The 26,652-nt window shown below is 46.6% G+C and carries 30 protein-coding genes, 1 tRNA gene and 1 riboswitch; of the genes, 20 read left to right on the top strand and 11 right to left on the bottom strand.

The features are described from left to right. The first annotated feature begins 8 nt into the window (after positions 1–8). On the top strand, positions 9–647 hold the full coding sequence (pdxH, locus tag DEU30_RS12435; protein ID WP_114982356.1) for a pyridoxamine 5'-phosphate oxidase: 639 nt from the start codon (positions 9–11) through the stop codon (positions 645–647). On the opposite strand, the gene DEU30_RS12430 is transcribed toward pdxH, so the two are convergent. Then, positions 628–1,698, bottom strand: a complete 1,071-nt coding sequence (locus DEU30_RS12430; protein WP_114982357.1) for an Ldh family oxidoreductase — start codon at positions 1,696–1,698, stop codon at positions 628–630. The genes pdxH and DEU30_RS12430 overlap by 20 nt on opposite strands. A 71-nt stretch (positions 1,699–1,769) precedes the next feature. Here DEU30_RS12430 and DEU30_RS12425 point away from each other — a divergent pair, with 71 nt between their 5' ends. The 6 genes from DEU30_RS12425 to DEU30_RS13775 all read left to right on the top strand — a co-directional run bounded on the left by DEU30_RS12425 (position 1,770) and on the right by DEU30_RS13775 (position 6,286). Beyond that, positions 1,770–2,804: an ATP-dependent 6-phosphofructokinase gene (locus DEU30_RS12425; protein WP_114982358.1), complete on the top strand. Its 1,035-nt coding sequence runs from the start codon at positions 1,770–1,772 to the stop codon at positions 2,802–2,804. An 18-nt stretch (positions 2,805–2,822) separates the two neighbouring features. After that, positions 2,823–3,749: an agmatinase gene (gene speB, locus DEU30_RS12420; protein WP_114982359.1), complete on the top strand. Its 927-nt coding sequence runs from the start codon at positions 2,823–2,825 to the stop codon at positions 3,747–3,749. A 1-nt stretch (position 3,750) separates the two neighbouring features. Continuing rightward, positions 3,751–5,661, top strand: a complete 1,911-nt coding sequence (gene speA / locus DEU30_RS12415; RefSeq protein WP_114982360.1) for a biosynthetic arginine decarboxylase — start codon at positions 3,751–3,753, stop codon at positions 5,659–5,661. A gap of 103 nt (positions 5,662–5,764) precedes the next feature. Then, a tRNA-Phe gene (locus tag DEU30_RS12410) sits at positions 5,765–5,840 on the top strand. 165 nt (positions 5,841–6,005) lie between these two features. After that, on the top strand, positions 6,006–6,209 hold the full coding sequence (locus DEU30_RS12405) for a hypothetical protein (protein ID WP_243734123.1): 204 nt from the start codon (positions 6,006–6,008) through the stop codon (positions 6,207–6,209). Beyond that, complete coding sequence (locus DEU30_RS13775) at positions 6,134–6,286, top strand: integrase arm-type DNA-binding domain-containing protein (RefSeq protein WP_347813349.1); 153 nt, start codon at positions 6,134–6,136, stop codon at positions 6,284–6,286. The genes DEU30_RS12405 and DEU30_RS13775 overlap by 76 nt, the downstream gene beginning before the upstream one ends. 129 nt (positions 6,287–6,415) lie before the next feature. Here DEU30_RS13775 and DEU30_RS12400 read toward each other — a convergent pair whose 3' ends face one another. Both DEU30_RS12400 and DEU30_RS12395 read right to left on the bottom strand, forming a co-directional pair. Then, positions 6,416–6,916: a cytochrome b/b6 domain-containing protein gene (locus tag DEU30_RS12400; RefSeq protein WP_114982361.1), complete on the bottom strand. Its 501-nt coding sequence runs from the start codon at positions 6,914–6,916 to the stop codon at positions 6,416–6,418. Positions 6,917–6,996: 80 nt separating this feature from the next. Next, positions 6,997–8,973: an LTA synthase family protein gene (locus DEU30_RS12395; protein WP_114982362.1), complete on the bottom strand. Its 1,977-nt coding sequence runs from the start codon at positions 8,971–8,973 to the stop codon at positions 6,997–6,999. A 109-nt stretch (positions 8,974–9,082) separates the two neighbouring features. On the opposite strand from DEU30_RS12395, the gene DEU30_RS12390 reads away from it, so the two are divergent. The 5 genes from DEU30_RS12390 to DEU30_RS12370 are packed head-to-tail and all read left to right on the top strand — an operon-like array spanning position 9,083 to position 13,720. Then, a complete protein-coding gene (locus DEU30_RS12390; RefSeq protein WP_114982363.1) occupies positions 9,083–9,445 on the top strand; it encodes a diacylglycerol kinase in 363 nt (120 codons plus the stop codon). Next, positions 9,433–10,128: a phosphatase PAP2 family protein gene (locus tag DEU30_RS12385; RefSeq protein ID WP_114982364.1), complete on the top strand. Its 696-nt coding sequence runs from the start codon at positions 9,433–9,435 to the stop codon at positions 10,126–10,128. Before DEU30_RS12390 ends, DEU30_RS12385 begins: the two co-directional genes overlap by 13 nt. Beyond that, positions 10,109–11,692 (top strand): phosphoethanolamine--lipid A transferase, encoded by a 1,584-nt coding sequence (locus DEU30_RS12380; RefSeq protein WP_114982365.1) that lies wholly within the window; start codon positions 10,109–10,111, stop codon positions 11,690–11,692. Before DEU30_RS12385 ends, DEU30_RS12380 begins: the two co-directional genes overlap by 20 nt. Beyond that, positions 11,673–12,338, top strand: a complete 666-nt coding sequence (locus tag DEU30_RS12375) for a response regulator (protein WP_114982366.1) — start codon at positions 11,673–11,675, stop codon at positions 12,336–12,338. The genes DEU30_RS12380 and DEU30_RS12375 overlap by 20 nt, the downstream gene beginning before the upstream one ends. After that, on the top strand, positions 12,335–13,720 hold the full coding sequence (locus DEU30_RS12370; protein ID WP_114982367.1) for an ATP-binding protein: 1,386 nt from the start codon (positions 12,335–12,337) through the stop codon (positions 13,718–13,720). The genes DEU30_RS12375 and DEU30_RS12370 overlap by 4 nt, the downstream gene beginning before the upstream one ends. Before the next feature lie 38 nt (positions 13,721–13,758). Here DEU30_RS12370 and DEU30_RS13755 read toward each other — a convergent pair whose 3' ends face one another. The 3 genes from DEU30_RS13755 to DEU30_RS13745 are packed head-to-tail and all read right to left on the bottom strand — an operon-like array spanning position 13,759 to position 14,304. Then, positions 13,759–13,959: a manganese efflux pump gene (locus tag DEU30_RS13755; RefSeq protein ID WP_279512851.1), complete on the bottom strand. Its 201-nt coding sequence runs from the start codon at positions 13,957–13,959 to the stop codon at positions 13,759–13,761. Next, complete coding sequence (locus DEU30_RS13750; protein WP_278355057.1) at positions 13,931–14,143, bottom strand: manganese efflux pump; 213 nt, start codon at positions 14,141–14,143, stop codon at positions 13,931–13,933. The genes DEU30_RS13755 and DEU30_RS13750 overlap by 29 nt, the downstream gene beginning before the upstream one ends. Next, positions 14,092–14,304 (bottom strand): hypothetical protein, encoded by a 213-nt coding sequence (locus DEU30_RS13745; protein WP_279512852.1) that lies wholly within the window; start codon positions 14,302–14,304, stop codon positions 14,092–14,094. Before DEU30_RS13745 ends, DEU30_RS13750 begins: the two co-directional genes overlap by 52 nt. 38 nt (positions 14,305–14,342) lie before the next feature. Continuing rightward, positions 14,343–14,480: riboswitch (yybP-ykoY riboswitch) on the bottom strand. Positions 14,481–14,605: 125 nt separating this feature from the next. Between DEU30_RS13745 and DEU30_RS13605 the strand changes: the two genes are divergently transcribed. The 7 genes from DEU30_RS13605 to DEU30_RS12330 all read left to right on the top strand — a co-directional run bounded on the left by DEU30_RS13605 (position 14,606) and on the right by DEU30_RS12330 (position 22,683). After that, positions 14,606–14,947 carry a hypothetical protein gene (locus DEU30_RS13605; RefSeq protein WP_166649039.1) on the top strand — a complete coding sequence of 114 codons (342 nt, stop codon included), beginning with the start codon at positions 14,606–14,608 and terminating at the stop codon, positions 14,945–14,947. 72 nt (positions 14,948–15,019) lie between these two features. Further along, entirely contained in the window at positions 15,020–16,249 is a 1,230-nt protein-coding gene (locus DEU30_RS12355) for a TolC family protein (RefSeq protein WP_114982368.1), read from the top strand. A 27-nt stretch (positions 16,250–16,276) separates the two neighbouring features. Continuing rightward, entirely contained in the window at positions 16,277–17,428 is a 1,152-nt protein-coding gene (locus DEU30_RS12350) for an efflux RND transporter periplasmic adaptor subunit (protein ID WP_114982369.1), read from the top strand. Positions 17,429–17,439: 11 nt separating this feature from the next. Next, positions 17,440–20,637 (top strand): CusA/CzcA family heavy metal efflux RND transporter, encoded by a 3,198-nt coding sequence (locus DEU30_RS12345; protein ID WP_114982370.1) that lies wholly within the window; start codon positions 17,440–17,442, stop codon positions 20,635–20,637. Positions 20,638–20,700: 63 nt separating this feature from the next. Then, complete coding sequence (locus DEU30_RS12340; RefSeq protein WP_114982371.1) at positions 20,701–21,636, top strand: cation diffusion facilitator family transporter; 936 nt, start codon at positions 20,701–20,703, stop codon at positions 21,634–21,636. A 162-nt stretch (positions 21,637–21,798) separates the two neighbouring features. Continuing rightward, positions 21,799–22,446, top strand: coding sequence for a cation diffusion facilitator family transporter (locus DEU30_RS12335; protein ID WP_114982372.1), 648 nt, complete (start codon positions 21,799–21,801; stop codon positions 22,444–22,446). Between the two features lie 78 nt (positions 22,447–22,524). Further along, positions 22,525–22,683, top strand: coding sequence for a hypothetical protein (locus tag DEU30_RS12330; RefSeq protein WP_227016387.1), 159 nt, complete (start codon positions 22,525–22,527; stop codon positions 22,681–22,683). A gap of 232 nt (positions 22,684–22,915) precedes the next feature. Here the strand turns inward: DEU30_RS12330 and merA are convergent, their stop codons facing one another. The 3 genes from merA to merT are packed head-to-tail and all read right to left on the bottom strand — an operon-like array spanning position 22,916 to position 24,985. Further along, a complete protein-coding gene (gene merA, locus DEU30_RS12320) occupies positions 22,916–24,319 on the bottom strand; it encodes a mercury(II) reductase (RefSeq protein ID WP_114982374.1) in 1,404 nt (467 codons plus the stop codon). Between the two features lie 5 nt (positions 24,320–24,324). Beyond that, entirely contained in the window at positions 24,325–24,621 is a 297-nt protein-coding gene (gene merP, locus DEU30_RS12315; RefSeq protein WP_114982375.1) for a mercury resistance system periplasmic binding protein MerP, read from the bottom strand. Positions 24,622–24,634: 13 nt separating this feature from the next. Then, on the bottom strand, positions 24,635–24,985 hold the full coding sequence (gene merT / locus DEU30_RS12310; RefSeq protein ID WP_114982376.1) for a mercuric ion transporter MerT: 351 nt from the start codon (positions 24,983–24,985) through the stop codon (positions 24,635–24,637). A gap of 74 nt (positions 24,986–25,059) precedes the next feature. On the opposite strand from merT, the gene merR reads away from it, so the two are divergent. Then, a complete protein-coding gene (gene merR, locus DEU30_RS12305) occupies positions 25,060–25,494 on the top strand; it encodes an Hg(II)-responsive transcriptional regulator (protein WP_114982395.1) in 435 nt (144 codons plus the stop codon). A 143-nt stretch (positions 25,495–25,637) separates the two neighbouring features. On the opposite strand, the gene DEU30_RS12300 is transcribed toward merR, so the two are convergent. Beyond that, complete coding sequence (locus DEU30_RS12300; RefSeq protein ID WP_227016388.1) at positions 25,638–26,081, bottom strand: hypothetical protein; 444 nt, start codon at positions 26,079–26,081, stop codon at positions 25,638–25,640. Between the two features lie 214 nt (positions 26,082–26,295). Continuing rightward, positions 26,296–26,649, bottom strand: coding sequence for a cupredoxin domain-containing protein (locus DEU30_RS12295; protein WP_114982378.1), 354 nt, complete (start codon positions 26,647–26,649; stop codon positions 26,296–26,298). Positions 26,650–26,652 lie beyond the last annotated feature (3 nt).

Here is a 26,652-nt window from a genome sequence, read left to right as displayed (position 1 = left end):
GAGAGGTCATGGATTTACAAGCAATGCGTCGGGAATATGGCTTAGGTAGCCTGCACCGTGAGCAACTGGAAGCCGACCCGGTAAAGCAATTTGAAAAGTGGATGCAGCAGGCCATAGACAGCAACTTATTAAGTGACCCTACCGCCATGACACTGGCTACAGTGGATGCACAACATATGCCCAGTCAGCGTATCGTGCTGCTTAAAGGTTACGACCATACTGGCTTTCGCTTCTATACCAACAAAAACAGCCACAAAGGCCAGGACATAAGCGAGAACCCTCAAGTTGCTCTGCACTTTGCCTGGCTGCCGTTAGAACGACAAATTAGTATTATTGGTAGTGCAATCCCCCTTGATGATGAAGACAACGACCGTTACTTTCACTCACGCCCCAAAGAGAGTCAGGTTGCAGCGCTTGCTTCGCAACAAAGTCGCCCGGTAGAAAGCCGCGACATACTGGAAAGCCACTATCAGTCACTACTGAAAGACTATGAGAACACCGAAGTTCCGCGCCCTCAAAGCTGGGGCGGCTACAGCGTTCATCCGCAACAATTTGAATTCTGGCAAGGCGGCCAGCACCGTTTACATGACCGCTACCAGTACAGCAAAGACCGCGAAAACTGGCGTATTACCCGTTTACAGCCTTAGGTAAATCCACACCACAGAACTCGGCGCAGCGTTGCAAAACTTTTAAAGTAGCGCTGCTGTAGGAAACTCCCTGTTGCAGCTGCTCACGTTTGCGCTTCTGCGCCGCTTCCCCCGGAATACGCACCGGCTGCTCAGCAACCGCAGGAGCACTTTTACGGCTGTCTGCCAATAAGTCATCCACCTGCTGTAAAAACTTTTGTTTTTCACCAAAAGCTTCGGGGTCAATCACTTGTACCCATATTGAGTTCGCATCGCCGTCGTCACTGCCCTGTCTGCGCCCGTACTGACTTAACGCCATCGACCAAATTTCACTAAACAAAGTGAGACCATAGCCTTTATAACCCAGTTGCTCACCGCCCAATGGGGCTATTGAACTGCCCGGTGACTCAAAGAAAGTTAGCGGATCATCCGTCCATTCACCATCAGGCTTTATCAATGCTTTATAAGGCAACCGAGTACCGTTCGCTTTAGCCTGACGAACCTTGCCCGCTGCAGTCATGGAAAAACTGATATCAAACAACAGAGGGTCATTTGAACTCGGAACGCCAACCGCAAAGGGGTTAGGTGAAAACACCGCTTCTTTGCCCCCAAAAGGTGCTACTGCGCGTTGTCCGGGAGTCGAGCACGTTAAGCTCACCACCAGCCCCTGATCTGTAGCAATGCTTAAATAGGCCGCGAGCGCTGCAACGTGTTGGCTCCGGCGTACAACCACGGTACCGGTACCGGCTTGCTTCGCCATCTTGCAGGCTGCATCAATAGCCTGCGGCACCACGTAAGGTCCGGGCAAAAACTGGGCGTCCCAGTTAGCAACCGCAGCGCGCTCTCGAAGTACTACCGGCTGGCCTTTTGCCAGGCTTTTGCCGTCGCGCAGCCACTGGCAGTTGTTCAACAGCCGAATTAAACCATGGGTACTAAACCCCAGTAAATCGCCTTCCAACAGGTAATAACTTACATTGCGCGCGACCTCCCCCGAAGCCCCCGCCTCGGTCAGACAAGTTCGCGCCCAGTCCGATAATTCTGAATAATCAAAACGTACAACATCAGTGCTCATGAAATTTCCTCTTGGTCACGGCATGCAGGTCGTTTAAGCTACGCATAAGACATTATCAAGGAGTAGAGATTGTGTCATCTGTTAACACAATAAACCGCATTGCCATTATAACCAGTGGTGGTGATGCCCCCGGTATGAACGCCGCACTCCGTGCCGTAGTTCTCGCTGCTGAAAACTATGGCATAGAAGTCATGGGGTTTCGCCATGGCTATGAAGGCCTGCTGAATAACGACTTTGTAAAACTTGGCCGTGAAGACGTTGAACACATTTTGCAATATTCCGGCACCATTATTAAAAGCGCCCGCAGCGAGCGCTTTAAAAGTGAAGAAGGCGGACGGGAAGCCGCAACGAATTTAGACGCACACCAAATTGACGCCTTTATCGTTATTGGCGGCGACGGTTCGTTCCGTGGTGCTGAGCACCTGGCTAACTTCTGGAAAGGTCCCATTGTCGGTATTCCGGGTACCATCGATAATGATCTCTTTGGCACAGATAACACTATTGGCTATGACACGGCAGTAGAAACCGCCATGGACGCGTTGGATAAAATCCGCGATACCGCCGAGGCTATGGATCGTGTCTTTATTGTCGAAGTTATGGGGCGCAACGCCGGTTATATCGGTATTAGCAGCGCTATGGCCTGTGGTGCCGAGCGAATGATTCTGCCCGAGCTGCAAAAGGACAAACCATTAACGGTTGATGCGCTGGTTAAGCACATTGAATCGGTACAGCGTGTTCGCGGTGACTCGAGCTACGTGATGGTGTTATGCGAAAATCAATGGCCCGGTGGTGCGGTTCGACTTGCGGAACAGTTAGAAAATCGTCTTAACTTACCTTGTCGTCCCTGTTTACTTGGGCACGTTCAGCGCGGTGGACGCCCTACGGCAATGGATCGCATTTTAGGAACGCGGCTAGGTGTGCATGCGGTTGAACTCGTTCGTCAGGGAAAAACAGCGGTTATGGCCGGTGTTACAGCGAATGAGCTCAGCGAAACACCATTAATTGACACCTGGACAAAACGTAAAAAGCTCAGTGAAGAGCTCATTAATATTCAACAAAGTCTGTTTAATCCGATCAAAAAAGATCGCAATAAATCGACTCAGTGAGAGAGGTCTGTAACGATAATGCCCCTAACGCCACTAACGGTGCCACTACCTGTACCATTAAACGACCCGAGCCGCCCTTTTTTCGGTTCGCAACACAGTACCGAAATACACCCGGGACACACCCACATTCTCGGTTTTGGATTTGATGGTACAGCCTGTTTTCGTAAAGGCACCAAAGACGGCCCTGATGGTTTGCGTTCCGTCTCGGAGGATATTGAGTCGTACTCGCCGTACCTCGATGCCGATTTAGAAGACCAAACCTTCTATGACTTAGGCAACTTGCGGCTGGGCTTTGATGACGACGAAGAAAAACAGTGGCATCACGCTGTTCATGACTTTAACGCTATTTTTGATTCGCTTGATTTAGCGCAGGAAAAAATTAAGTTACTGACGTTAGGCGGTGAACACTCGATTTCGTATGCCCCTATCGTTAAGTATTTAAAGCAGTACCCGGATTTGGTGCTGCTCCATTTGGACGCACATGCGGATCTGCGTGATGGTTTTCTCGGTTACCATTATTCGCACGCTTCCATCATTCGTCGTTCTGTCGATCATTTTGGTCCCGACCATGAGCTGATCCAGTATGGCATCCGCTCAGGCACCCGTGACGAGTACCAGTGGATGAAAGAACACAAAACTATTCGCAGCTCGCGTAAAGACTTTCTCGACAGTGTTGAAGCCATTGCTAAAGACCGCCCTGTTTACCTGACACTGGATCTCGATTATTTCGATCCTTCTTTCTTGCCTGGCACAGGAACTCCGGAACCCGGCGGCGAGGATTTTCATTCCTTTGTCAGCCTGATGAAACTGCTGCGGCAAAAGAATCTGGTCGGTGCCGATGTGGTTGAACTGTCGCCGCAAATAGACCCGACCGGCAATTCCGACGTATTCGCCGCCAAAATTGTGCGCGAATTATTACTCGTATTACAACAGTCGGGAGCCTGAGATGTCAGATTGGAATATTGATCAAGCAGAAGAGCTGTACGGCGTTAATCGTTGGGGAGCCGGATATTTTTCTATTGGCGAGAACGGCAATATTCAAATCCGCCCAAATCACCGGTTACCCGACGTAACCATTGATATGAAAGAAGTGGTGGATGAAATTATTTCGGAGGGCATTCAGTTTCCCGCCGTTATTCGCTTCCATGACATTTTGCGCTCGCAGGTTGAAATTATTAACGAGACTTTCGGTAAGCTGATAGCTGACGCCAATTATCAGGGCCAGTATTGCGGTGTGTTCCCGATTAAAGTTAACCAGATGCGCGAAGTGGTTGAAGAGATCATGGACGCGGGAGAACCTTACAACTACGGTCTGGAAGCCGGTTCTAAGCCAGAGCTGATGGCGGTGATGGCGTACAACGACAACCCCGATGCTCTGACTATTCTTAATGGCTACAAAGACAAAGATTATCTCAAGCTGGCCCTGTTGGGGCGTCAGCTTAAACGCAAAATGATCATCGTGATTGAAAAATTCAGCGAACTGGAAATGCTGATACCTTTAGCGAAAGAAATGGGCGTCGAACCCATGATTGGTCTGCGCTCAAAAATGATGGTGAAAAGCTCAGGCAAATGGGCAGGCTCCAGCGGCGACCGGGCTAAATTTGGCTTAAGCATTGCCGAAATTCTGAATGTTATTGAGCGCCTGCGCGAAGAAGACATGCTGCACTGTGCCAAGCTGCTGCATTTTCACATTGGTAGTCAGTTGTCAGACATTCGCAAAATTAAAGAAGCCGTCAATGAAGGCGCGCGCTTATACGCCAAACTGGTACAAGAAGGTGTTCCTTTAGAGTATCTGGATATCGGCGGCGGCCTAGGTATTGATTACGACGGCACCAGCACTACCAGTGACTCCTCGCGCAACTATTCAACCGAAGAGTATGTTGCCGACGTGGTCTGGGGCGTGAAACAAATTTGTGATTTAGAAGAAGTGCCACACCCGAACTTAGTCAGCGAAAGTGGTCGTGCAATGACCGCACACCACAGCTGCGTCGTCACCAATATTGTCGGTGAAATGAAACCAGCCGGTACACAATTTAATATCAGCGCCAGTGAAGACGAGCACATTCTGGTCAAGAATATGCGCGAATTGCACAGCTCTGGCGACCAGTTTCACCCGCAGGAACGTTACAACGACGCTGCGGGTTACAAACAGAATGCCTATGAAGCCTTTAAGCTGGGTATTTTGTCGCTCACCGAGATGGCCAAACTGGATACCATGTACTGGCAGATACTGGCCGACATTCATCAATCGCTGGATAAAGACAGTTATGTGATGCAGGAGCTGGAAGAGTTGGAAGACATGCTCGCCAGCCAATACCTGTGTAACTTCTCGGTGTTCCAGTCTGCCGCAGATACCTGGGCCATAGGGCAAGTATTACCTGTGGTGCCGATTTCACGCCTGAATGAGCAACCCGAAGTGCGTTGCTCTATTGTTGATATTACCTGTGATAGCGACGGTAAGCTCAGTAAATACATTGAAGGCACCGAAATTGGCGATCATATTCCCATGCATAACCTGCGCAAAGGCGAGGATTACCACGTCGGCTTATTCCTGACTGGCGCCTATCAGGACGTTATGGGTGATATGCACAACCTGTTTGGTCGTTTAACGGAAGTTCACGTGTACTGCCACGATGACGAGCCCGGTGATTTTTATATTGAAGAAGTGGTACCGGGCACATCGGCCGAAAAAGTACTGCAAACTATGCAGTATAATACGGAATACATGGCCAAAACTGTGAAGAAACAAATTGACCGTCAAGTACGTAAAGGCTCACTGGCTCCCCGTGAAGGTGTCCGCTGGACGAACTTCTATGAGCACTGTTTAGCCGGTAGCACCTATCTGCGTGTTGAATAATTCATCAAAACAGGCGTGTAGTGCGCAATTACTGAGCAAACAGTAAAAAAGCCACGAAAACCGGTTGACTCGAAACCGAAAAAAACGTTTAATACACGCCGTTGCCCGGATAGCTCAGTCGGTAGAGCAGAGGATTGAAAATCCTCGTGTCGGTGGTTCGATTCCGCCTCCGGGCACCACTTCCCCCTCCTTAGTGGTCCTTATTAGTACTTTAACTCCTTAATAATCAAAGACTTGATCGTAACTTTGGTCTTTTGCAGTCCTTTCGGGTTCAGTAGTATCCAGACTTTTTAGTACACTGTTTAGTAACACAGAACAAAATACACTAAAGGCGTGTTACTAAAATGGCCCGTATAACTAAACCGCTAAGTGCTCGTGAAGTCAGAGAAGCTAAGCCTAAAGACAAAGAATACAATCTTTATGATGGACAAGGACTGCACCTAAGAATTAAACCTTCGGGTAAAAAGTCTGGATCTTTAATTACTCAGAGCCTTTCACCAAACGCCGTAGAAATTTACCCCTTGGCACCTTTCCTGATTTGTCTTTAGTATTAGCGAGTGAAAAGTGTGACGCCAACAGAAAGCTGCTAGCCCAGGATATTGATCCAATCTCTTACCGAAATTAACTATGCCACTACAAACCAATTAATTTCAAAAACTTCTGCATCAATGGTACGGAAGTGTTAGCCAATTGATTGACCAGTCAAACTCGATGACTGTGGGCATGCCTAACGACATGCTCCTTTTTTAAATTATTATTGCTCAGAATTTACCAGATATTCAAAAGTAGCTGCCAAGATGTGTATCGCCAGTAAAACAGGCAGTAGATACAAGCCAAACAGTTTGTGTACTTCTTCCGCAGGTTCATGAATAACTTTTAGTGTCGTTAAGTCAAACTGAACGCTAAACCAGTTAAACACGACTACCGCTTCATTTTCAGTAAAAAGATAAAGCGGACCAATTATAACTAATACCACCAAACTCAACAGAATAAGATAATGAACACCGCGCGCAATAATTCCTTTTACATCCATCGAATGTGTTTTCGGAAAACCCTGTTTTAGGCGGTAAGCTGTTCGCCACAACAAAAACCAGAACGCAAAAAAACCGATGCTAATATGGACTGCTTTTAAAAAATCTTCGGTACTTTCTTCAGCAGCAAAAAGCATCATATAGCCGAGCGTGAGCATAACGGTCACAAGAATAACCGTGAACCAGTGATTAATCTTTGATAAGCCAGAGTAGTGGGTATTCATAAAGCCCCCTTTTTATTGTCAGGAATCATTATGAATACCCTTTATTAAGAAAATCTTAAGCGACCAGACTAATAAGCACTCTAGTTGAGACCTTCCGGCACAAAGTAAGCCCGATTTTGATACAGCCAGGATGGCAACAACGCATGTGCCAGTGCCTCTTCGTGTAATTGGCTATTCGTCTTATCATCTGCGACAAAGCGGTTTTTCTGAACGTCGTAATGACCCGTCATATCCTCGCCCGGCGTTAATATGGCCACGCCCTCGTTAGTCATCCACGCATAATTATTACCAAACTGCATCATCGCACGATTAGCGGGTGGTACATCTTTTGCTGATAGATCCTGCCCTATTGCCGGGGTCCAGGCAGAAATACCCGCAAGCGATATAACGGTCGGTAATAAATCAATTTGACTGGCTATTGAGTCGATTTCCCTGGGTTGAATCGACCCACCCAAAATAAGTCCGGGTATACGGAATTTATTAATGGGCACTAATTCGTTGCCGTAGACACGCGTATCATGGTCAGCAACAATCAGAAAAATTGTATCCTCCCAATAGTCACTATTTTTAGCCTTTTTAATGAACTGACCCAACGCAAAATCAGCGTATTTCACGGCATTCTCAACCGCATTTTTTGGCTTTGAATAAAGCTCAATTGCATTGTCAGGAAACTCAAACGGCTCGTGGTTTGAAGAAGTGAAAACCAAACTAAAGAAAGGTTGTCCGGTTTTTTCGTGTTTCTCAAAGCGCTGATGCGCGGTATTAAATAAATCCTCGTCACTGGCTCCCCAGCTGCCCAAGAATTGAGGGTTAATGATGTCGCTTTGCCCCAGTATTGACTGAAACCCGTTGCCGATAAAAAAGTTCCCCATATTGTCGAAGTGTGTCTCACCACCGTAAATAAACTCCGTGAAATACCCTTTACGCGACAGCAAATCAGCCGCTGTGTAAAAGTTTTGCTGCGACAAGGAGAGTTTTACCGTGCTGCGTGCAGGTGTCGGTAAAAAGCTTGAAATGACCGCTTCAATGCCACGAACCGAACGCGTTCCCGTCGCGTATAGTTGCTTAAACCACCAACCTTCCTGCCGCAACTGTTCAAGGTTTGGCGTCACACCAATGCCACCTAAATCTTTAACAAAAGTAGCTCCCAGACTTTCTTCCAGAATAACAACAATATTCTTCGGTTTATCGTAGTTACGGGAAGCGGTATTAAAATGCACCGTTGGGTATTGCTCTGACGGAAAGGTCTTCGCGACTAAGTGAGGTTGTTTTTTCACGGTATTGAGTATCTGATCGATTGGGACACTACCATAAACACGGGCAGCACTCGCCTCGTGGCGTATATTATAAATTGCGTATTCCACCGAATAAGCTGAACTAATAATTAAACTATTCACCAATGCATCAGAGGTCACCGCGAAAAAGGCCGGGTTAGCCGGCCGATGCGCCAGGGTTGAACGAACCCCCGCAAAAACAAGAATCACCAATACCGGCCAGACAATCAGCGAACTGACAATGTGTTTGTGCCCAACGCCGGTTGATCTATTCAAGCACTTTGCTAATTTAGTTAACCCATATAAACAGCCAATCACAACCACACCGCTTAAAAATAACCAGGGTTTAAAACCGCCCCAGAGCGTACTAAACACTTCTTTGGGGTATGCTAAATATTCAATAAACAAACGGTTAGGCCGCAAATCGTACTGCATAATAAAGGCAGGCGTTGATATCTCCATAAACGCAATATAGGTAATAGCAACAATCAGCCAGATGCCCTGAATTTTCTGCCAAAGCCCGACACCCCAGCGGTTTAGAAATAGCGGCGCCAATAACAATAATGGCAGTGTCAGATACCCCATCTGAACAACGTCAGCCCTCAATCCCATCATCATCAGATAGCCAATATTTCCGGCCTCTGTTACGCGCTCATGTTGCCAGATAAAGAGCAGTAGACGGCTGACACTCAAAATAATTAACCCAAGCCCAAACCCGGTAATCAGCGTGCGATAGTGCGCTAACGACCTTCCCCCTCTCTTTAGCAAATAAACATTATGCATTAACAATCCAACTCAGTTTTGATGATGGTTTGGATAGTAAACGGGGAACCTTAAGCTGAACTTAATATTGGTTGCTTAGGATGCAGTTTTTATCGTGACAGGAATCATCATGAAACCAGGTAAAACCGGAATAATCCGAATACTTCATGCAACGCGGTATTCCATAAAAGGGCTAAAGGCTGCATGGCTTTTTGAAGCCGCGTTTCGGCAAGAAGTGGTACTGGTCATTTTATTAACGCCTATTTTAGTGCTGGCACCGCTGGAGTTAACAGAGCGATTGTTAATGTTTTTGTCTCTGTCCGGCTTACTCATTACTGAGTTGCTTAATTCCGCTGTAGAAGCTGTAGTTGACCGCATCGGCGCAGACTTTCATGAGCTTAGCGCGCGAGCGAAAGATATCGCGTCGGCCGCTGTATTTCTTGCCATCCTTCAGTTCATCATCGTTTGGGCAGCACTCTTATGCCGGCTTTGAAGGTGACAACTATCAGCCAACGTTGGCTGTTTACTCTGGTGATTTTTATTGCGGTGTTAACAACAGCAGAATTATTTGATCTCAAGTTCTTAGTTGCCAATGAGCTCTATCGGCTAGAAGGGGCGCAGTGGTCACTTAAACACCACTTCATTACTGAAACCATTCTTCATGAAGGTGTACGCAACCTCAATCTCATCGCTGTCATTTCACTATTAGCCTTAACCCTGGTTCAGTTTGTTTCAGGGAGAAATATCGCTCAGCGGCGCCGCTATGTGCTACTGCTCTTATCCATTTTACTGTCTTTTGGCTTGGTTAATTACCTTAAAGCCACTCTGGGGATGGACTGCCCCTGGGATCTGCGTGTATACGGCGGGACCAAACCTTACTTCAGTTTATGGTCGTTAAATGACAGCTCCTTTAGCTCTGGACGATGTTTTCCGTCGGGGCACTCGAGTATCGGCTTTGCGTGGATCGGGCTGTATTTTTTTTGGTGTAAAACCCGGCCAGGCCTCGCTAAGGTATCTGCCGTTTTCTCATCTCTTGTTGGCTTCATCCTCGGCTTTGCACAACAACTGCGAGGCGCCCATTTCTTCGTCGACGATATCACCACAGCCTTTATCTGCTGGAGCATCGCGTTATTCATTTTTCATATAGGTGAGCAGCATGAAACGACTAACCCTTAATTTTTCAGTACTGTTAATAGTTGTTGCAACTTGGCTAACCTTTGCCTACTCAGCTGCCTTGTTGGGCGCTTTGGAAACTTATGGTGTCCAGCCATTCACTCAGTTTAAGTTAATGGCATTCACACTCTGTTTTTATGCCTTTGTGCTGGCTTTAAGCCGGTTCATTAATGCATTCAAGCCACTGGCAATTATTCTAATTATTGTGGCGGCGCCGGCCTCATTTTATATGCTGCAATACGGTATTGTTATTGACTCCGACATGCTCATCAACACCATGGAAACCGATCCAGCAGAGGCGGGAGATCAGCTTTCTACCAGTTTTTTTATCACGTTAATAGCACTGGGTATCATCCCTTCGTTATTGCTGGTGTACATAAAAATCCCCAAAGCAAGAACACTCACACAGATGAAGCAAAGTCTTGTTACAGCAGCCTGCTTCTGCTTTCTAGCCGTCGGTATTGCTTATACAAGTTATGATGATTTTGCCTCCTTATTTCGTAACCATCGGGATGTAAAATATCGGATCGTCCCATTCAACGTCATCTCGGCTAGTGTTTCAGTCATAAGACAAAAATTAGAAAAACCGGCTCATTTTAACGCTTTGGGGCAGGACGCGGTGCAAACTAAAACGTCGGCAAAGCCAAGGATCATGGTTGTCATACTGGGAGAAACGGCACGTGCCGATCACTTTTCACTGAATGGTTATGAGCGTCCGACAACACCCATGCTTTCGCAACTGGCAACTTCAGAACAACTCTTGAGCTACAAAGATGCCATCTCATGCGGAACAGCTACGGCTGTCTCTGTTCCCTGTATGTTCAGTTTTTTAACGGCTGATATTTATTCCAACGCCGCCAGAAATTCGAGTAATGTATTAGATGTTTTGGAAAATGCCGGTATCAATGCGACCTGGATTGAAAACAACTCCGGGTGCAAAGACGTATGTAACCGTATTAATACCACTGTAATGAATGAAAATCGGTGTGGAGAAACGGACTGCTACGACTTTGAGATGCTTGATGAATTGAGCTCCTGGTTACAAAACATAACTCAGGATTCAATTATTGTACTCCACCAAATGGGCAGCCATGGGCCAGCATATTACAAACGCTCCCCAGAAAAACTCAAACGTTTTTTACCGGAGTGCAAAAGCGAGGAATTAACAAACTGCACAAAAAGCGAAATTATTAATGCATACGACAACAGTTTATTGATAACTGATCGGCTCGTCAGTCAGGCTGTTAGGTTATTGAGAAGCCACAAAGAGCTGGACAGCAGTATGATGTATGTATCCGACCACGGTGAGTCCCTGGGGGATAACGGTATCTACCTGCATGGTTTACCCAATTGGTTAGCCCCCAAGGAACAACGACATATTCCTTGGATAGTTTGGCCTTCAGGGACATTTGAAATGACGAAAAATAATTCAGATGCCGATATTAGCCATGATAATTTCTCGCATACTGTATTGGGTTACTTTAATGTAGAAACGTCACTTTATAATGCAAACCTTGATTTAACGCAGATTAACGAGAGATATGCGAATGCGTCTACTACTCCTTGAAGATGACAAAACCTTGGCAGAAGGTATCATTAAAGGCCTGAATCGTATGGGTTATATGGTCGAACTTGCTATGAATCTATCGCAAGCGGAAAGTGCCCTTAAAACTGACCAATTCGAACTGGCAATTTTTGATCTTGGCCTGCCTGATGGCAATGCCATATCCCTGATAAAAAAACTGAGAAAGGCAGGCCAACAAGTCCCTATTGTCGTACTCACCGCCTGGGATGACATTGATACGAAGGTGCTGGCACTAAATGAAGGTGCCAATGATTACGTGGTAAAGCCGTTTGAATTACGTGAGTTAGAAGCCCGTGTTCGGGTTCAGGTGCGAAAAGCAAATCACCAACTCAATGATATTATAACTTGCGGTGACCTGAGCGTTGATATCGCATCACAACAATGTCGTTTCCGGAGCAAAACCATTAATTTAACCCGGCTAGAATGGGTATTACTAAAACAACTCGCGTTGCATGCCGGAAAAATAGTGAGTAAAGAACAATTAGAAACCGCATGTTATGGTTGGGGTGGTGATAACGAAAGCAATTCGCTAGAGGTCCATATCCACCATTTACGCAAAAAACTGAACCCTGGCCTGATAACCACCATCAGGGGTTTAGGCTATCTGTTAAAAGATCAGTCATCATGAAACTCTGGTCGCTTCGCCGCTCATTGGTTATTGGCATTAACTTAGCTGTAATTGCGGTATTAGCGATCACAGCCTGGGCTAGCTATCGGGATATTCTGCACGAGTTAGATGAAGTTTTTGATGCGCAACTTGCACAAACCGCAAAGTCGCTGGCTGCGTTTTATACACCATCTCCGGAAACTCAACCAGCACCCCAAAGAATCCCAATATCAAACTACTATGACACCGGTGAAGAAGAGTCCGCTAATGAAAGAGGCCCTAGTGGCCACAAGTACGAGTCTAAAATCGGCTATCACATATACAACTCTGAAGGTAAATTGCTGGCCTTAACTAATCAATTGCAGATACTGCCGCTGAAGAATTTAAAGCCCGGCTACCATACGTTAGAAAATGACGCGCAAACATGGTTTATCTTTAGTTATTTCTCGAAATCTAGAGGCATTTGGGTGCGTACCTTTCAACGGCAGGATGTACGCAGTGAGCTCAGTGGTTATCTGGCTACAGAACAACTGTACCCGTTACTACTGATGTGGGTACCGATCAGCCTAATCATACTATTCATTGTTTATCTCGTACTGAAACCTGTTAACCGATTCGCCACGCATTTGAGGGCCAGAGCGTTAAATAACCTGTCGCCAATTGAGTCAGACCTGCCCAAAGAGTTGATTCCGATAAAGCAGGCAATTAATAAACTATTACATCAAATTAAGATGTTTTCAGAGCGGGAAAAGCGCTTTATTGCTGATGCGTCACATGAGTTGCGGACACCGTTAAGTGCAATTCAAGTACACGCGGAAAATATCATTCACGCTGAATCTCTGGAGGATTCCAAACAGTCTGGAAAAGCCATTTTTAGTGCCGTAGAGCGCATGTCGCATTTAGTTAATCAACTTTTGCGTTTAAATCGACTGGATAGTTTGGACAAGTCTACTGACTTCTCCGACATTGAACTCAAAACGCTTGTTTCTGCAGCCATCAACAGTCTTCCCACAAACAGGGTCGAGAATTACCAATGGCAAGTCGACGTTCCCACGACCAAGATAGCATGCAATGAAACTTTAATAATAAGCGCATTGACCAACCTTTTATCCAACGCCATGAAATTTTCACCGGCAGACTCCACTATACAAATAGAAGCTGTTGATACATCGGCAAGCATTATTATCAAGATAAGAGATCAAGGCAGCGGTGTGCCCGCCGAAATAATTGAACAAATGGGAGAGCGTTTTTATCGATTCCGCGAACACACTAATATCGCCGGCTCAGGTCTGGGACTGTCCATCACCTCGAAAATAATACAGTTGCACCATGGCAAGCTATCATTTAACAATATCCAGCCATCTGGGTTTGAAGTGCAGATAGAGCTACCAAATTCAGATTAGACAGTGAAATTATAGCGTTATCCTAATAAACTCTTCTCTTATATGTGGCTTAACAAGATCCAAAAACCCACTCCGATTAAAGTAATCCCGCCGAACATTTCTGCCCAATGACCTATTACCGCTCCAACAAAGCGCCCTAACATCACTCCCAAAGTAACCATAAGGGTTGTAGCTAAACCGATAAGCCCCGCGGCAAGCCAAATATTCACATCAATAAAGGCCAGGAACTGCCATGGCATCAATGCTGGTACCTAACGCCGTAAGAGAAACTTTAAAAAACGATTGTCTGGAGGGTTTGTCTACCTCTTCTCCGCCAGGTCTAAAACCTTCATAAACCATATGCAAACCAAGGGGCAGCAATAAAAAGAAGGCTACCCAATGATCCCAGACTTCAACATAAGAGGCTGCTGATTTACCGACCAACCAATAACAGGGGTTATTGCTTCAATCGTCCCGAAAATCACGCCCATTATTAGTGCTTCGAAAAAACGAGGACGGTTAAGACTTGCCCCTTTACCGACGGCCGCAGCAAAAGCATCCGTTGACATCGAAAAAGCAAGTAAAAGAAGAGCAATTAGGTTCATTGAGTTATCTCCGGCTGGGCATTCTGAGTCCACGATACACCCACACGCCCAACCTTCAGCATGGATATATCGATGGTCTCGCCAACCGAGAGGTGTTCGCACCATGGCATGTGGCCAATTATGTTGACACGAACGCTTCCAACGAAGGAAACAGGCTACTCCCCAAAGAGGGGCTATATTACCAATCAACCTAAGATTTTACAAACTTTGCTAAGCCTCCAACATTGGGAACTCAAGTAGATTCTTGTAGGCTCATATTAATTATGTTACTGTTTAAAAGGTTCACAAACCAAGGGCTGTAATGTTCAGATTGGGTTTTATCATAGTGATTTTGTTTGCGGTTCTGACTCAAATTAGTCAGGCAGTCGCGGACGTGCACCAGTCTCACCAGTCTTCCTCCGAACAGCACCTCAGCTTTGAGCACGACGAATCTCATATTGATAAGGAAGAGCTTCCTCTTAATGGCGATATCAGTTTTGATTGTCATCATTGCTGTCACTGCCACGGTTCATTCCATCTTTATGCAATGAAATCAGAAAAAGCTATGGCGCTCCCGCGTTTCAAAACGTCTCGCTCTGGTTATATTGAAGTTTATTCTAACCCTTTATCTTTACCGCTATTTCGGCCTCCAATCTCCTCATAACTGCTTTAAACGCTGCAACGCAGCGGATCAATTCGAATTATTAACGCAGTAAAATGACCGAGGAGTCTCTCTATGCGTCCGTTATGGATACGCAGCAAACGTGTGTTTATTGCTGTCAGTCTCGTGTTAAGCACGAGTTATGTTAACGCTCAACAGTTACCCGAGCGCTGGCAACAAACCGTACAACAGCACCCTAGTGTGCAGGCGGCTCAAGAGCAAGCTGAAGCACTCATACAGCAAGGGCAGCAGCTAAACCAGCCTTTGTATAACCCAACCTTGTCTTCAAGACTAGAACGCGAAGGCGATCTCAACAACTACGCCGTTGGTCTCAGTCAGACCATTGACTGGAGCACGGGCAATGAGGCTCGTGCCAGTCAGAGCGATGCAATGACGGCATTAGCAATGAGTGTTTACCGCCAATCAGCGAGTGAGCATGCGAAAACGTTGCTCGATGCCTATGTCCATTGGTTTGATGCGAAACGTCGTTATGACTTAGCTCAGCAGCAAGAGCAGTTTGTGCAACAAGCCATAAAGCTCGTCAGTGAAAGGCGTAAAGCGGGTGATTTAAGCGCCATTGACGAACAATTGACCTTACTTGCCTTAAGCCAACAGTTACAACAAACCGCTTCGGCTTATCAGCAGTTACAGTCTAGTCAGGCTAAACTCAATGCTCTACTCCCCGGGACTGCGGCGAACGAATTGTCGCTAAGCGAGGATATGTTCCAGTTCCCGCCGGACTTAACAGCGCGATGGCAGCAACATCCGGCCATTAAAGCGGCTTATCTGAAGTGGCAGTTAAAACGTGCGGATATCGACTGGAAACGCTCATTAACCACGGCTAATCCAACAGTGGGAGTTGAAGCTGGTGAAAGCGATAACGAGAATGTAATCGGCCTGACATTCAGTATTCCGCTGCAACTGCGAAATAATTACAGCAACGCCGTTCAGGCCGCCAGTCGTGAAGCGCTTGCCGAGGAAAAACGTCTTATTGCGTTAAAACGGCAGTGGGAGGCATCGCTTAAATCATCGCTAAATAACTATCGGTTTGTGAAAAAGCAATGGCAAAGCTGGCAGCAGAATTTCCAGGCTCGGCAGGCCGAATCAATGCAGCTGATTGAGCAATCCTGGCTGGCCGGTGATTTATCCACTTCGGACTATCTAACGGCTATGCAACAGCGACTCGATAGCCAGTTTGCGGGTATTGGATTACAAACTCAATACCGGCTTGCCGCCATTGAATGGCTTTATCGCTCCGGAAAACTCAGTGAAACCCTTGAGTTACAGCCGTTGAGCAATCAATAAAACCACGAACAGATTAGAGAGAAAATTATGTCAGTTAAACCATTATACGCGGCAATTGCGTTGGCACTGAGCTCGCCTGGGATAGCTCAGGATGAGCATGGCCACGAAGAAAACAAAGATTCAACGAGTCATCAGCAGGAAAACGGTCATCAAGAAGGAGAACATGAAGAAGGCTCCGGTGTCGAGCTGTCTCAGAAGCAACAAGCGATGGCCAATATTACGACAGCAACACTGCAAAAGCAGATTGTTGACTACCCGGTCTACGCGCCCGGAGAAATCGTCGCCAACGATTTTAATAGCTATGTGGTCAGTCCCCGCATCGATTCAACAGTATTAAAACGCTTCGTCAGTATTGGTGATCACGTCGAAAAATCTCAGCCGCTAGCAACCTTATTCAGTGCCCGGATGGCCGAAGCACAGAGCCTATATTTGGTGTCCTTAAATGAGTGGAAAAGGGTTCAGTCCCTGGGACAAACGACTGTTGGCGAGAAACGTTATGTCGAAGCGCGGAGCGATTTTTCATCAGCAAAAGCGACACTGCAAGCCTTTGGTATGTCCGATAATGATATCAAGCGATTAAAAGCGCCAGATTACCCCATTGGCGAGTATCAACTAACCGCCGACATTAGCGGCATTGTCGTCAGTGATGATTTTAAACAAGGACAACAGGTCAATGCCGGTAATGAATTGGTTGAAGTCCTGCAAGAGGAAACGCTGTGGGTCAATGCCCGCTTGCCAGGCAGTGCTGACCTCAATGTTAAATTTGGTGACCCTGTAACGGTGAGTGTTAATGGCAAGAGCTTTAGCGCAAAGGTCATTCAAGAAGGGCATACCATTGACCATAAAACCCGTACCCGCACGGTTCGTCTTGCAGTCAGCAACGAAAAAGACCAGCTGCATCCCGGTTTATTTGCGGACGTCTATTTTTCAGTGACATCGGATACGCCAGTTCTTGCGGTTAAAGATTCAGCACTATTACGAGCCCCCGACGGAGACTGGCAGATTTTTATTGAGCACCAACCCGGCAAGTTCGAGCCCAAAGAAGTTGAGTTAGTCGATGAACAGGGAGCGTGGAAAGTTATTACTGGTGTCGATGAAGGTACCCGCTACGTTGAAAGTGGAGCTTTTTTCGTTCGTTCACAGCTGGCCAAAGGCGGTTTCGACCCGCATAACCATTAACAGGAGGTTGTATGTTTCAGCGTATTATTCAGTTTGCTGTCGCCAATCGCCTGTTATTGGTATTGGTATTATTCAGCATTAGTATTGCGTCGTTTTTTGTCATTCCGAAGCTCAATCTTGATGCCTTCCCGGATGTCACTAACGTGCAGGTTACCGTTAACACCGAGGCACCGGGGTTGGCGGCAACGGAAGTCGAGCAGCTTATTACCTATCCGATTGAGTCGGTCATGTATGCACTGCCCGACGTAAAAGAGGTTCGGTCGATATCAAAAACCGGTCTGTCAGGTATTACCGTCGTATTCGAAGAAAGTGTCGACATTTACTTCGCCCGGCAACTGGTTTTTGAGCGATTACAAGCCGCAAAAGAGCTGATACCCGACGGTGTCGGCACCCCGGAAATGGGGCCTAATTCTTCGGGATTGGGGCAGGTTTATCAATACCGGTTACTGGCCGAGCCTGGCTCGGGCGTTAGTAGCATGGAATTGCGCAGTTTAAACGATTACGTGGTTAAGCTGCTGCTTATGCCCGTTGAGGGTATTACCGAGGTACTCTCTTTCGGCGGTAAGGTTAAGCAATATCAGGTTAATATTAATCCCGCTAAATTGCTTTCCTACGGCTTATCGCAACAAGACGTGATGGCTGCCGTAGAAAAAAATAATGGCAACGTCGGTGGCTGGTATATGCCGCGTGGACAGGAGCAGTTAGTGATTCGAGGCACCGGCTGGATTGACAGTGGTAAGGAGGGACTGCAACAGCTTCGCCAAATTCCGTTAAAAACGGTTGATGGTGTCTCTGTCACGCTCGGTCAGGTGGCCGCTGTGGAAATTGGCAGCGAAATCCGTCAGGGTGCAGTATCCATGTCACGAAAAGTGGATGGCGAAGTCAACCAGCTCGGCGAAGTGGTATCCGGCATTGTACTTAAACGCATGGGCTCGAATACCAAAGCAACTATAGATGGTATCAAAAAGCGCATTCCGCTTATTCAACAGGCATTGCCTGAAGGGGTGACTTTTGAGCCTTACTACGACCAAGCCGACTTAATTCAGAAGGCCGTGTCGACTGTCGCCTATTCGCTGCTAATTGCCTTTGTCTTCATTATTGCGGTATTAGCATTATTTCTGCTCAATATGAGAGCCACCTTCTTAGTGCTGTTATCCATCCCCGTTTCCATTGCTATCGCACTGATGGTGATGTCTGCAATGGGAATGTCAGCAAACCTCATGTCGTTAGGAGGTATCGCTGTCGCTATCGGTATGCTGGTCGACGGCTCGGTGGTGATGGTTGAAAACATCTTTAAACACTTGAGCCGACCGGATATCGAGCACCATGAAGAGGCCAATCAGCGAACCGAATATCACGACCCCGATCCGCAAGCTGCGAAGCTAGACAGTCATGGCGTTAAACTGCGCGTAAAAGAAGCCGCAAATGAGGTTGCACGACCCGTCTTTTTCGCCGCCATGATCATTTTAGTCGTCTTTATGCCGCTATTTAGCTTTCAGGGCGTTGAGGCTAAGCTGTTTGAGCCTATGGCGATAAGCATTATGTTGGCCATTGTTTCAGCCGTATTCGTTGCCCTTATGGTGGTGCCAGCGCTTGCTAGTTACTTTTTCAGTAAAGGCATTCGCCCCCGCGAGAATAAACTACTGAAACCGCTGGATGCCGGTTATAAAAGACTGCTGTCATGGGCACTACACAGCAAAAAATTGATCGTCAGCGTCGCTGCTATTTTGTTCATTGGTGCGTTACTTCTGGTACCACGACTCGGTACCGAGTTTGCTCCCGAGCTTGAGGAAGGCACAATTAATATTCGTGTAACTCTGGCTCCGTCATCAAACCTGGAAACAGCGTTAGAAGTTGCCCCAAAACTGGAAAAAATCTTAATGTCGTTTCCGGAAACCACCTACGCGCTAAGTCGCATTGGTCGAGCCGAAATCGGTGGTGACCCTGAGCCTATTAGTAACATTGAAATTTACGTAGGACTTAAGCCGCAGTCGGAATGGACAACTGCATCTGATCGCTATGCGTTGCAGGAGAAAATGGAGGCGAAACTGGATGATCATCCGGGGTTGCTATTCAACTTCTCACAGCCTATCGCAACACGGGTTGATGAACTCTTGTCCGGCGTGAAATCGCAACTTGCGATAAAATTATTTGGTCCTGAACTCGATACGCTTGCCGCAAAAGGACAGGAAATAGAGAACGCAGTAAAACAGGTGAATGGTGCCGTTGCTGTTGCCATGGAGCAAATAAAAGGGGAGGCGCAGCTGGTTGTATCGCCTAAGCGACGTCAGTTATCCCGCTATGGCCTGAACGTAACGGATGTGCTCAGCGTGGTCGATAATGGCCTTGGCGGGGCCATTGCCGGGCAAATCATTCGCGGAAATGAGCGTTACGACATCTACGTTCGTTTAGCTGAATCGTTTCGTGATACCCCTGAGTCAATACGTTCACTTCGGTTACAAGCTCCATCGGGTGCCTGGGTAACACTGGGTGAAGTGGCTAACGTTTCGATTGAATCCGGCCCTCCACAAATTCGTCGTGATGACGTACAGCGCCGGGTGGTTATTCAATCCAACGTTCAAGGTCGTGACATGGGCAGCGTTGTTGCCGATATTCGTCAGACAATTGATGACAATGTCGAGTTACCCACCGGCTATTCCGTTGATATTGGTGGTCAGTTTGAGAGCCAGCAACGAGCTCAACAGCGTCTATCCATTGTGGTGCCGATATCCTTGGCGTTAATTGCGTTACTGCTTTACTTTGCGTTCGGAACCCTGGGTCAGGCGATGTTGATTTTGGTTAATGTCCCACTGGCCATTATTGGAGGAATTGTCGCGCTATTTGTCTCAGGCCAGTATTTGTCCGTGCCAAGTGCTGTCGGCTTTATCACCTTATTTGGTGTCGCCGTACTTAACGGTGTGGTGTTAGTTGAAAGCATAAACCAGCGCCTAACGGATGGTCATCGACTGAACGATGCCGTGTTTGATGGCGCATGGTCGCGACTGCGCCCGGTACTAATGACGGCTATTACTTCAGCGTTGGGTCTTATACCCATGTTATTCGCAACCGGTGCGGGTGCTGAAATTCAACGGCCATTGGCTACCGTTATTGTGGGTGGCCTGGTATCCGCAACCTTTTTGACGTTGGTAGTTTTGCCGGTGCTTTATCCCTGGTTTTCAAAACAAAAAATTAAGGACTTAAGTCGTTAGTTAACTTGTTATTAATAAGAGGGGCAACTGTGTTTGTCCCTCGTACTTAAATAAGGATTTTTCATGGCACATAATCATAAATCAGAGGACGGTCATGCTCATTTAGACTTTAAAAGTGGTGACCGCCGTGTCGGCATCGCTATATGGGCTAACGGCCTTTTAACCATAGCGCAAATTATCGGTGGCATTCTTTCTGGTAGCTTAGCACTCATTGCAGATGCACTGCATAATTTCTCAGATATGGCGGCATTAATTATTGCATTCGCCGCGCGTAAAATAGCACGCCGTCCCGCAGACTCTCGCATGACGTTCGGCTATGAAAGAATAGAAGTGGTTGCTGCGTTGATTAATTACACCACGCTCATCATTATCGGACTTTACTTAATTTATGAAGGTGGGATGAGACTCATCGATCCACCAGATGTAGCTGGATGGACTGTAGTTATTATCGCCGGGATAGCACTGATAATAGATGCCTTAACCGCCTTTCTCACTTATTCGATACAGAAAGGCAGTGTAAATATTCGAGCCTTATTCCTGCACAACCTCTCAGATGCGTTAGCTTCGGTCGCTGTCGTTATTTCCGGTACGCTTATCATTCTTTACAACGCCCATTGGGTAGATGCGGCAATCACAATCGGTATCGCAGTGTATATTCTCTACCTTTCTTTTACTGAAATTGGCGAGCCAATCCGGACGCTAATGCTGGGTTGCCCGCCAGGATTAGATGGCGAGTTGGTCATCGAAGCCTTGCGCGATATCAACGGAATAGACGATGTGCATCATATCCACCTTTGGCAGATGCAAGAGAATATTGCAGCATTGGACACCCACGTCGTACTCACCGAAAAAGGCTGGGATCGCATTGAGTCCATAAAGGCAGAAATAAAAACAGTACTCAACGAGCGATTCAATATTATGCATTCGACGTTGGAGTTTGAACATCCCGAATTCGCACATAAAGAAGCAGCATTATATGGTCATCGAAAATCGACATAGGATTACCTGTGATAAGCCCACTGAATTTACGAATTAAAATTTTTGCGTCGATTTGCGCGTTCTTTACTTGTTATTACGCAAGTTTCAGCGAAAACCAGTAAAGAAACTCATCGCCACGTATGATGAAATACGGCAACGGTTAATTAACTTAAGGGAAGTGACATGTCATCTTGCTGCGGCAGTTCGTCTAGTAGTAATGTTCAAGCCCACACCGATAAAGCGCAGCGACGGTTGTTGTGGACTGTATTAGTCCTTAATGGCGTTATGTTTTTCGTTGAGTTCATTGCCGGTTGGTTAGCCGATTCCAGTGGGCTTATCGCCGATTCGCTAGATATGCTCGCCGATACGTTGGTCTATGCCGTCAGTTTGCATGCCGTTGGCAAAGCCATTAAATATAAATCCAATGCGGCCATTTTTAATGGCACGCTGCAAACCTTATTGGCGTTACTGGTATTAGCCGATGTGTTTCAACGCTTAGCATTTGGCAGTGACCCTAATGCCAATATGATGTTATGGGTTGCTGGTCTGGCGCTCGTTGTAAACGTAGCTTGCTTTTCACTTTTATACAGCTCACGAAACGGTGATATTAACATCCGCGCCAGCTGGATCTGTTCACGCAATGACATGATCATGAACGTCGGCGTTATTGTCTCGGCCTTGTTAGTGGCACAACTCAATATGGCTTGGCCTGACTTAGTCATTGCAACCGTTATAGCGATTATTGTCTTGCGATCCGCTATTCGCATAATTAAAGACGCTATAGCCGTAAAAGCTGGCGAGAAAACCGATATATCCGGGTGTTGCGGATAAAACCTTAGTAACACGCTATATAACACGTGACAAAGTATTACATTAACCGAGCAAAGTGGTCTTTGGCTTTGTCATCACGTGCAAGAGTTCGGTGAATACAATAGCAAAAACGAATTAGTTAGCGATCTCATTCGCCGTGCTAAAGCAATTAATGAAAAACTCAAGTCAGCGGAAGCAAACGGATTTACTGATCAATCTCCAGAAGAAATGCTGAAAGAATTCAAACCGCATTTATAATTATGGTTACTTAACGTTTGGCGAACGGCAGGCGGCAACTATTTTTATCGTTTATTTGAGCCATTCGAAAAAATAGCTAGCAACCCACCAAACTATCCTACCATCGATCATATTCGTAGAGGTTACCGCAAGTGTTTTTGGTGTTGATAGTATTTACCTTCGGGTTAATGATAGCAAAATAGAACTAATGGGCATTCTCGGCGGTCAAGATGCAGAGCAGTGACCATGACACTTAACCCGCGCAACAAGACAGTTGTTCCACATCTTTGCTGAACGTTTGGGCACAGAGTTTCAAACCCTCCACCATTGTCAGGTATGGGAAAAGCCCATCAGCAACTTCATCAACGGTCATTTTAGCCCTAAGTGCCATCGCTGCGGTTTGAATCAGTTCTCCCGCTTCTCCGGCCACACACTGAACACCCAACAGTTGCCCGCTATTGCGCTCGGCGATGATTTTAATGAACCCCAATGTATCGAAATTGACCAGTGCTCGCGGCACGTTATCCAGATTCAGTGTGCGGCTATCGGCATCATACCCCTGGGCTTCAGCGCCTGCCTCAGAAAGACCAACAGTCGCAATTTGCGGGTCGGTAAAAATAACCTCGGGCATGGTACTAAGATCAAGCCTGGCATCGCCGCCCGTCATATTAATAGCCGCTCGATTGCCCCCCGCGGCAGCCACGTAAACAAACTGAGGTTGACTGGTGCAGTCGCCTGCCGCATATATGTCTGAGCAAGTGGTTTGCATACCGCTATCAACCGTTATCGCACCGCGCTCAGTGTCAACGCCAAGCGCCTCTAGATTCAACATTTCAGTATTCGGAGTACGCCCCGTAGCCACCAGAAGCTGATCAGCGTGTAGTACGCCTTGATTGGTTTGCAGAGTATATGTTTGCCCATCATACACAACCTGACTCGCTTCAGTATTTTCAAGCACATTGATACCTTCCCGGAGAAAAGCAGCATTGATGGTTTCACCGATATCCGCGTCGTTTTGCGATAACAGCCGACTGCGTGCTAAAACCGTTACGTCACTACCAAGACGACTAAATGCCTGAGCAAGCTCGAGTGCGACCACCGAACCACCGATAACAGCAAAACGCTCCGGGATATGTGTTAACTCTAGCGCGCTTGTTGAAGTTAAGTAAGGCGTATCGGACAAACCGAGAAAAGCCGGTATTGCCGGTCGGGCGCCGGTACCGATGAAAGCCCGGTCAAATGTCACGGTTTGCTCGTTACCATCGCTGAGCGCAACCGCCAGCGTGCGCTCGCTAACGAACCGCGCCTCGCCTTTGAGAACGGTAATAGCGGTATTGTCGCTGAGAATACTCTGGTACTTGGACTCGCGCAGCTCCTCCACCCGTGCTTGCTGCTGAGTCAATAGCGCCGGCCGGTTCACCTCCGGTGTCTGGGCGCTTAGGCCGTCATCGAACGGACTTTCCCGGCGAAGGTGTGCAATGTGAGCCGCCCGGATCATGATTTTAGAAGGAACACAGCCAATGTTGACACAGGTTCCGCCGATAGTACCACGCTCAATTAGTGTCACCCGGGCACCGTGTTCAGTCGCTTTCAAGGCGGCAGCCATGGCTGCGCCACCGCTACCAATCACTGCAATATGCAGATTGTTATCACTCATAAACCTTACTCCTGTGTCACCGAGGCTTTTTTCAATGTGGATGGATAACCCGCATCAGTGGTTGCTTGAGTCAACGCCTCAACGGAGGTTTTCGCATCGTCGAACGTCACCGTTGCGTCCCGCTCTTCATAACGAACGTCGACGGCGTTAACTCCTTCGACCTGTCTCAGTGCCGCTTTCACCGTAATAGGACAGGTCACACACGTCATTCCGGGAACCGATAACGTGACGGTTTGCTTAGCTGCTAAAGTGGGTAAGCTAAACAATAAGAACAATAAGGTTGTGGTCATTAATTTTTTCATCGTGTATTGCCTCTTAATAAAAGAAAGGTACAACATAGGGGTATAACATCGCGGTTAATATAAGCACTGCAACCAGCCAGAACGTCACTTTATAACCCGCACGCACTTTTGGCCTTGCGCAAATATCGTCTGGCCCGCAATTACCAACAGGACGATATATCCGGCGCCAGGCGAAGAACAAAGCAATCAGTGCAATGGCAATGAATGCCGGACGATATGGCTCAAGTGCTGTCAGGGTTCCAATCCATGCACCGGACACTCCGAGAGAGAGTAACAACAGCGGTCCCAAACAACACGCTGAAGCCAATAACGCTGCAGCGCCGCCCGCAATAAGAGAGCCTCGTCCAGATTTGGAGTTTGGCATAACAATAATCCTCTGCATAAGTGTATTGATTTATGCTAACCTTAAAGCCGTATCTGGGTACGGAGTCAACCGTTATGTTAAAAAATAAAGAGCTGATGACAATTGGTACGCTGGCCGCCGCCGCTGGCGTAAATGTCGAGACAATTCGTTATTATCAGCGAAGAGCGTTAATGGCAGAGCCCGAAAAGCCGTACGGAGGGATTCGCCATTACGACAGTCATGCGTTACAGCGACTTCACTTTATTCGCACGTCTCAATGGCTTGGTTTTAGCCTGGATGAAATCGCAGAGCTATTAAAACTGCAGGATGGCGTTCATTGTGATGAAGCTAGAGAGCTAGGAGAGCAAAAACTCGTTAGCGTTAGGCAAAAACTATCGCATTTACAACATATTGAACGCGCTTTGAGTGGTCTGGTTCAGCAATGCAGCGCCCAACAGGGCGCTGTTTATTGTCCTTTAATGGCCTCCCTTAATGAAAGCCTTGAAAATACCGTTAAACAGAAATCGTAAAGCGCTTAAATAGCCAACTAGTCTCCGCGGCCGAGCCAAATTTATTTGCATCATTTTTTCCTTAAAAATATTGCAAATCAAAAACGCGGCTATTTATTCCTATAAATAGCCGCACTTAAGCTTAGGCACATGCCTTATATCGCCTAACTACCCTGCTTCTTTTCCTCACTTTGGTGTTCCATCATTTGCTCCATCATCTTTTGCATCATATCCATTCGATGCTCCATCATTTTCATTTTTTTCATCATATGCTCTTTGCCCGTTGACTCTGCTTGATCTCCCTTTTTATGTTCTCCCTTATTCATGCCCTTATCCATCCCATGGTTCATCATTTGCATTCCCTTCTGCATTGACTCCATATGTTTTTGCATGAGTTCTTTACGCTTCTTGGGGTCAGATTCGCTTTTTATTTTTTTCATAGCGTCGCGCATTTCCTGCATGTGCTCATGCATTGATGTCATTTTTTCATGGTGCATCATTCCACTCATTGAACCTTTTTGATCATCACCATGTTTATGCTGTGCGTCAGCAAATACAGGTGAGGCCATTAAGGCTGTGATCGTTAAAGCTGAAAGTACTTTTTTCATTGTATTCCCCTCTTGATTACGACCAAATTGTATTGGTCTCATTAATTTGACGTTATTTCACTATAGTTAAATCGTGGAACCCACGCTGGCGTAGACTCCATATAACGGTGATATTCATCACCGAATTCTTCAATTTCTTCGATGAAATTAAATTTCATCAAAGCTAACGAAAAACTTTTAAAGTTCGTATTGTAACCTGGACGTTTTAAGCCATTTAACCGACAACTATCTTTCCCCGATACATTTGCATCTGGCAATGAAAATCGTACTCTCCAGGTTCCAGTGCTGGTATTTGAATTGGCTTTAATTTGTTAGAAGGCAACGTTTCACTGATTTCCACTTCAGGAATAAGCAAAGTTTCAGAGCAAGGGGACTGATCTTTCCGCAGGAACTTAAGCTCCGTCGGCTTGCCTTTTGATATCTTTATTCGCGATGGCGAGTAAGTACCGTTTTCAACGGTAATGACAAGCTCCCCTTCTTCCACCTGTCTCTCCGCAGGTTTATAAAGCCAAAACCACCAGACGATCAGTGCTATCAAAGCGATACCAGCAATATTAATAAATAACATGTT

The sequence above is a fragment of the Idiomarina sp. 017G genome (assembly GCF_004362265.1).
GTDB lineage: Bacteria > Pseudomonadota > Gammaproteobacteria > Enterobacterales > Alteromonadaceae > Idiomarina > Idiomarina loihiensis.
Note: the sequence above shows the minus strand (reverse complement) of the source record. Positions and strands in the feature narration are given on the sequence as shown.

What these genes read in the sequence shown, in the direction of transcription:
- speB (WP_114982359.1), top strand. Translation starts at nt 2,823, where the DNA reads ATGCCCCTAACGCCACTAACGGTGCCACTACCTGTACCATTAAACGAC.
- DEU30_RS12335 (WP_114982372.1), top strand. Translation starts at nt 21,799, where the DNA reads ATGTCATCTTGCTGCGGCAGTTCGTCTAGTAGTAATGTTCAAGCCCAC.
- DEU30_RS12370 (WP_114982367.1), top strand. Translation starts at nt 12,335, where the DNA reads ATGAAACTCTGGTCGCTTCGCCGCTCATTGGTTATTGGCATTAACTTA.
- DEU30_RS12395 (WP_114982362.1), bottom strand. Translation starts at nt 8,973, where the DNA reads ATGCATAATGTTTATTTGCTAAAGAGAGGGGGAAGGTCGTTAGCGCAC.
- DEU30_RS12400 (WP_114982361.1), bottom strand. Translation starts at nt 6,916, where the DNA reads ATGAATACCCACTACTCTGGCTTATCAAAGATTAATCACTGGTTCACG.
- DEU30_RS12355 (WP_114982368.1), top strand. Translation starts at nt 15,020, where the DNA reads ATGCGTCCGTTATGGATACGCAGCAAACGTGTGTTTATTGCTGTCAGT.
- DEU30_RS12345 (WP_114982370.1), top strand. Translation starts at nt 17,440, where the DNA reads ATGTTTCAGCGTATTATTCAGTTTGCTGTCGCCAATCGCCTGTTATTG.
- DEU30_RS12300 (WP_227016388.1), bottom strand. Translation starts at nt 26,081, where the DNA reads ATGAAAAAAGTACTTTCAGCTTTAACGATCACAGCCTTAATGGCCTCA.
- DEU30_RS12350 (WP_114982369.1), top strand. Translation starts at nt 16,277, where the DNA reads ATGTCAGTTAAACCATTATACGCGGCAATTGCGTTGGCACTGAGCTCG.
- DEU30_RS12295 (WP_114982378.1), bottom strand. Translation starts at nt 26,649, where the DNA reads ATGTTATTTATTAATATTGCTGGTATCGCTTTGATAGCACTGATCGTC.
- DEU30_RS12380 (WP_114982365.1), top strand. Translation starts at nt 10,109, where the DNA reads ATGAAACGACTAACCCTTAATTTTTCAGTACTGTTAATAGTTGTTGCA.
- DEU30_RS12390 (WP_114982363.1), top strand. Translation starts at nt 9,083, where the DNA reads ATGAAACCAGGTAAAACCGGAATAATCCGAATACTTCATGCAACGCGG.
- merT (WP_114982376.1), bottom strand. Translation starts at nt 24,985, where the DNA reads ATGCCAAACTCCAAATCTGGACGAGGCTCTCTTATTGCGGGCGGCGCT.
- speA (WP_114982360.1), top strand. Translation starts at nt 3,751, where the DNA reads ATGTCAGATTGGAATATTGATCAAGCAGAAGAGCTGTACGGCGTTAAT.
- merR (WP_114982395.1), top strand. Translation starts at nt 25,060, where the DNA reads ATGTTAAAAAATAAAGAGCTGATGACAATTGGTACGCTGGCCGCCGCC.
- DEU30_RS13605 (WP_166649039.1), top strand. Translation starts at nt 14,606, where the DNA reads ATGTTCAGATTGGGTTTTATCATAGTGATTTTGTTTGCGGTTCTGACT.
- merA (WP_114982374.1), bottom strand. Translation starts at nt 24,319, where the DNA reads ATGAGTGATAACAATCTGCATATTGCAGTGATTGGTAGCGGTGGCGCA.
- DEU30_RS12375 (WP_114982366.1), top strand. Translation starts at nt 11,673, where the DNA reads ATGCGTCTACTACTCCTTGAAGATGACAAAACCTTGGCAGAAGGTATC.
- merP (WP_114982375.1), bottom strand. Translation starts at nt 24,621, where the DNA reads ATGAAAAAATTAATGACCACAACCTTATTGTTCTTATTGTTTAGCTTA.
- pdxH (WP_114982356.1), top strand. Translation starts at nt 9, where the DNA reads ATGGATTTACAAGCAATGCGTCGGGAATATGGCTTAGGTAGCCTGCAC.
- DEU30_RS12385 (WP_114982364.1), top strand. Translation starts at nt 9,433, where the DNA reads ATGCCGGCTTTGAAGGTGACAACTATCAGCCAACGTTGGCTGTTTACT.
- DEU30_RS13745 (WP_279512852.1), bottom strand. Translation starts at nt 14,304, where the DNA reads ATGAACCTAATTGCTCTTCTTTTACTTGCTTTTTCGATGTCAACGGAT.
- DEU30_RS12405 (WP_243734123.1), top strand. Translation starts at nt 6,006, where the DNA reads ATGGCCCGTATAACTAAACCGCTAAGTGCTCGTGAAGTCAGAGAAGCT.
- DEU30_RS12430 (WP_114982357.1), bottom strand. Translation starts at nt 1,698, where the DNA reads ATGAGCACTGATGTTGTACGTTTTGATTATTCAGAATTATCGGACTGG.
- DEU30_RS13755 (WP_279512851.1), bottom strand. Translation starts at nt 13,959, where the DNA reads ATGCCATGGCAGTTCCTGGCCTTTATTGATGTGAATATTTGGCTTGCC.
- DEU30_RS12340 (WP_114982371.1), top strand. Translation starts at nt 20,701, where the DNA reads ATGGCACATAATCATAAATCAGAGGACGGTCATGCTCATTTAGACTTT.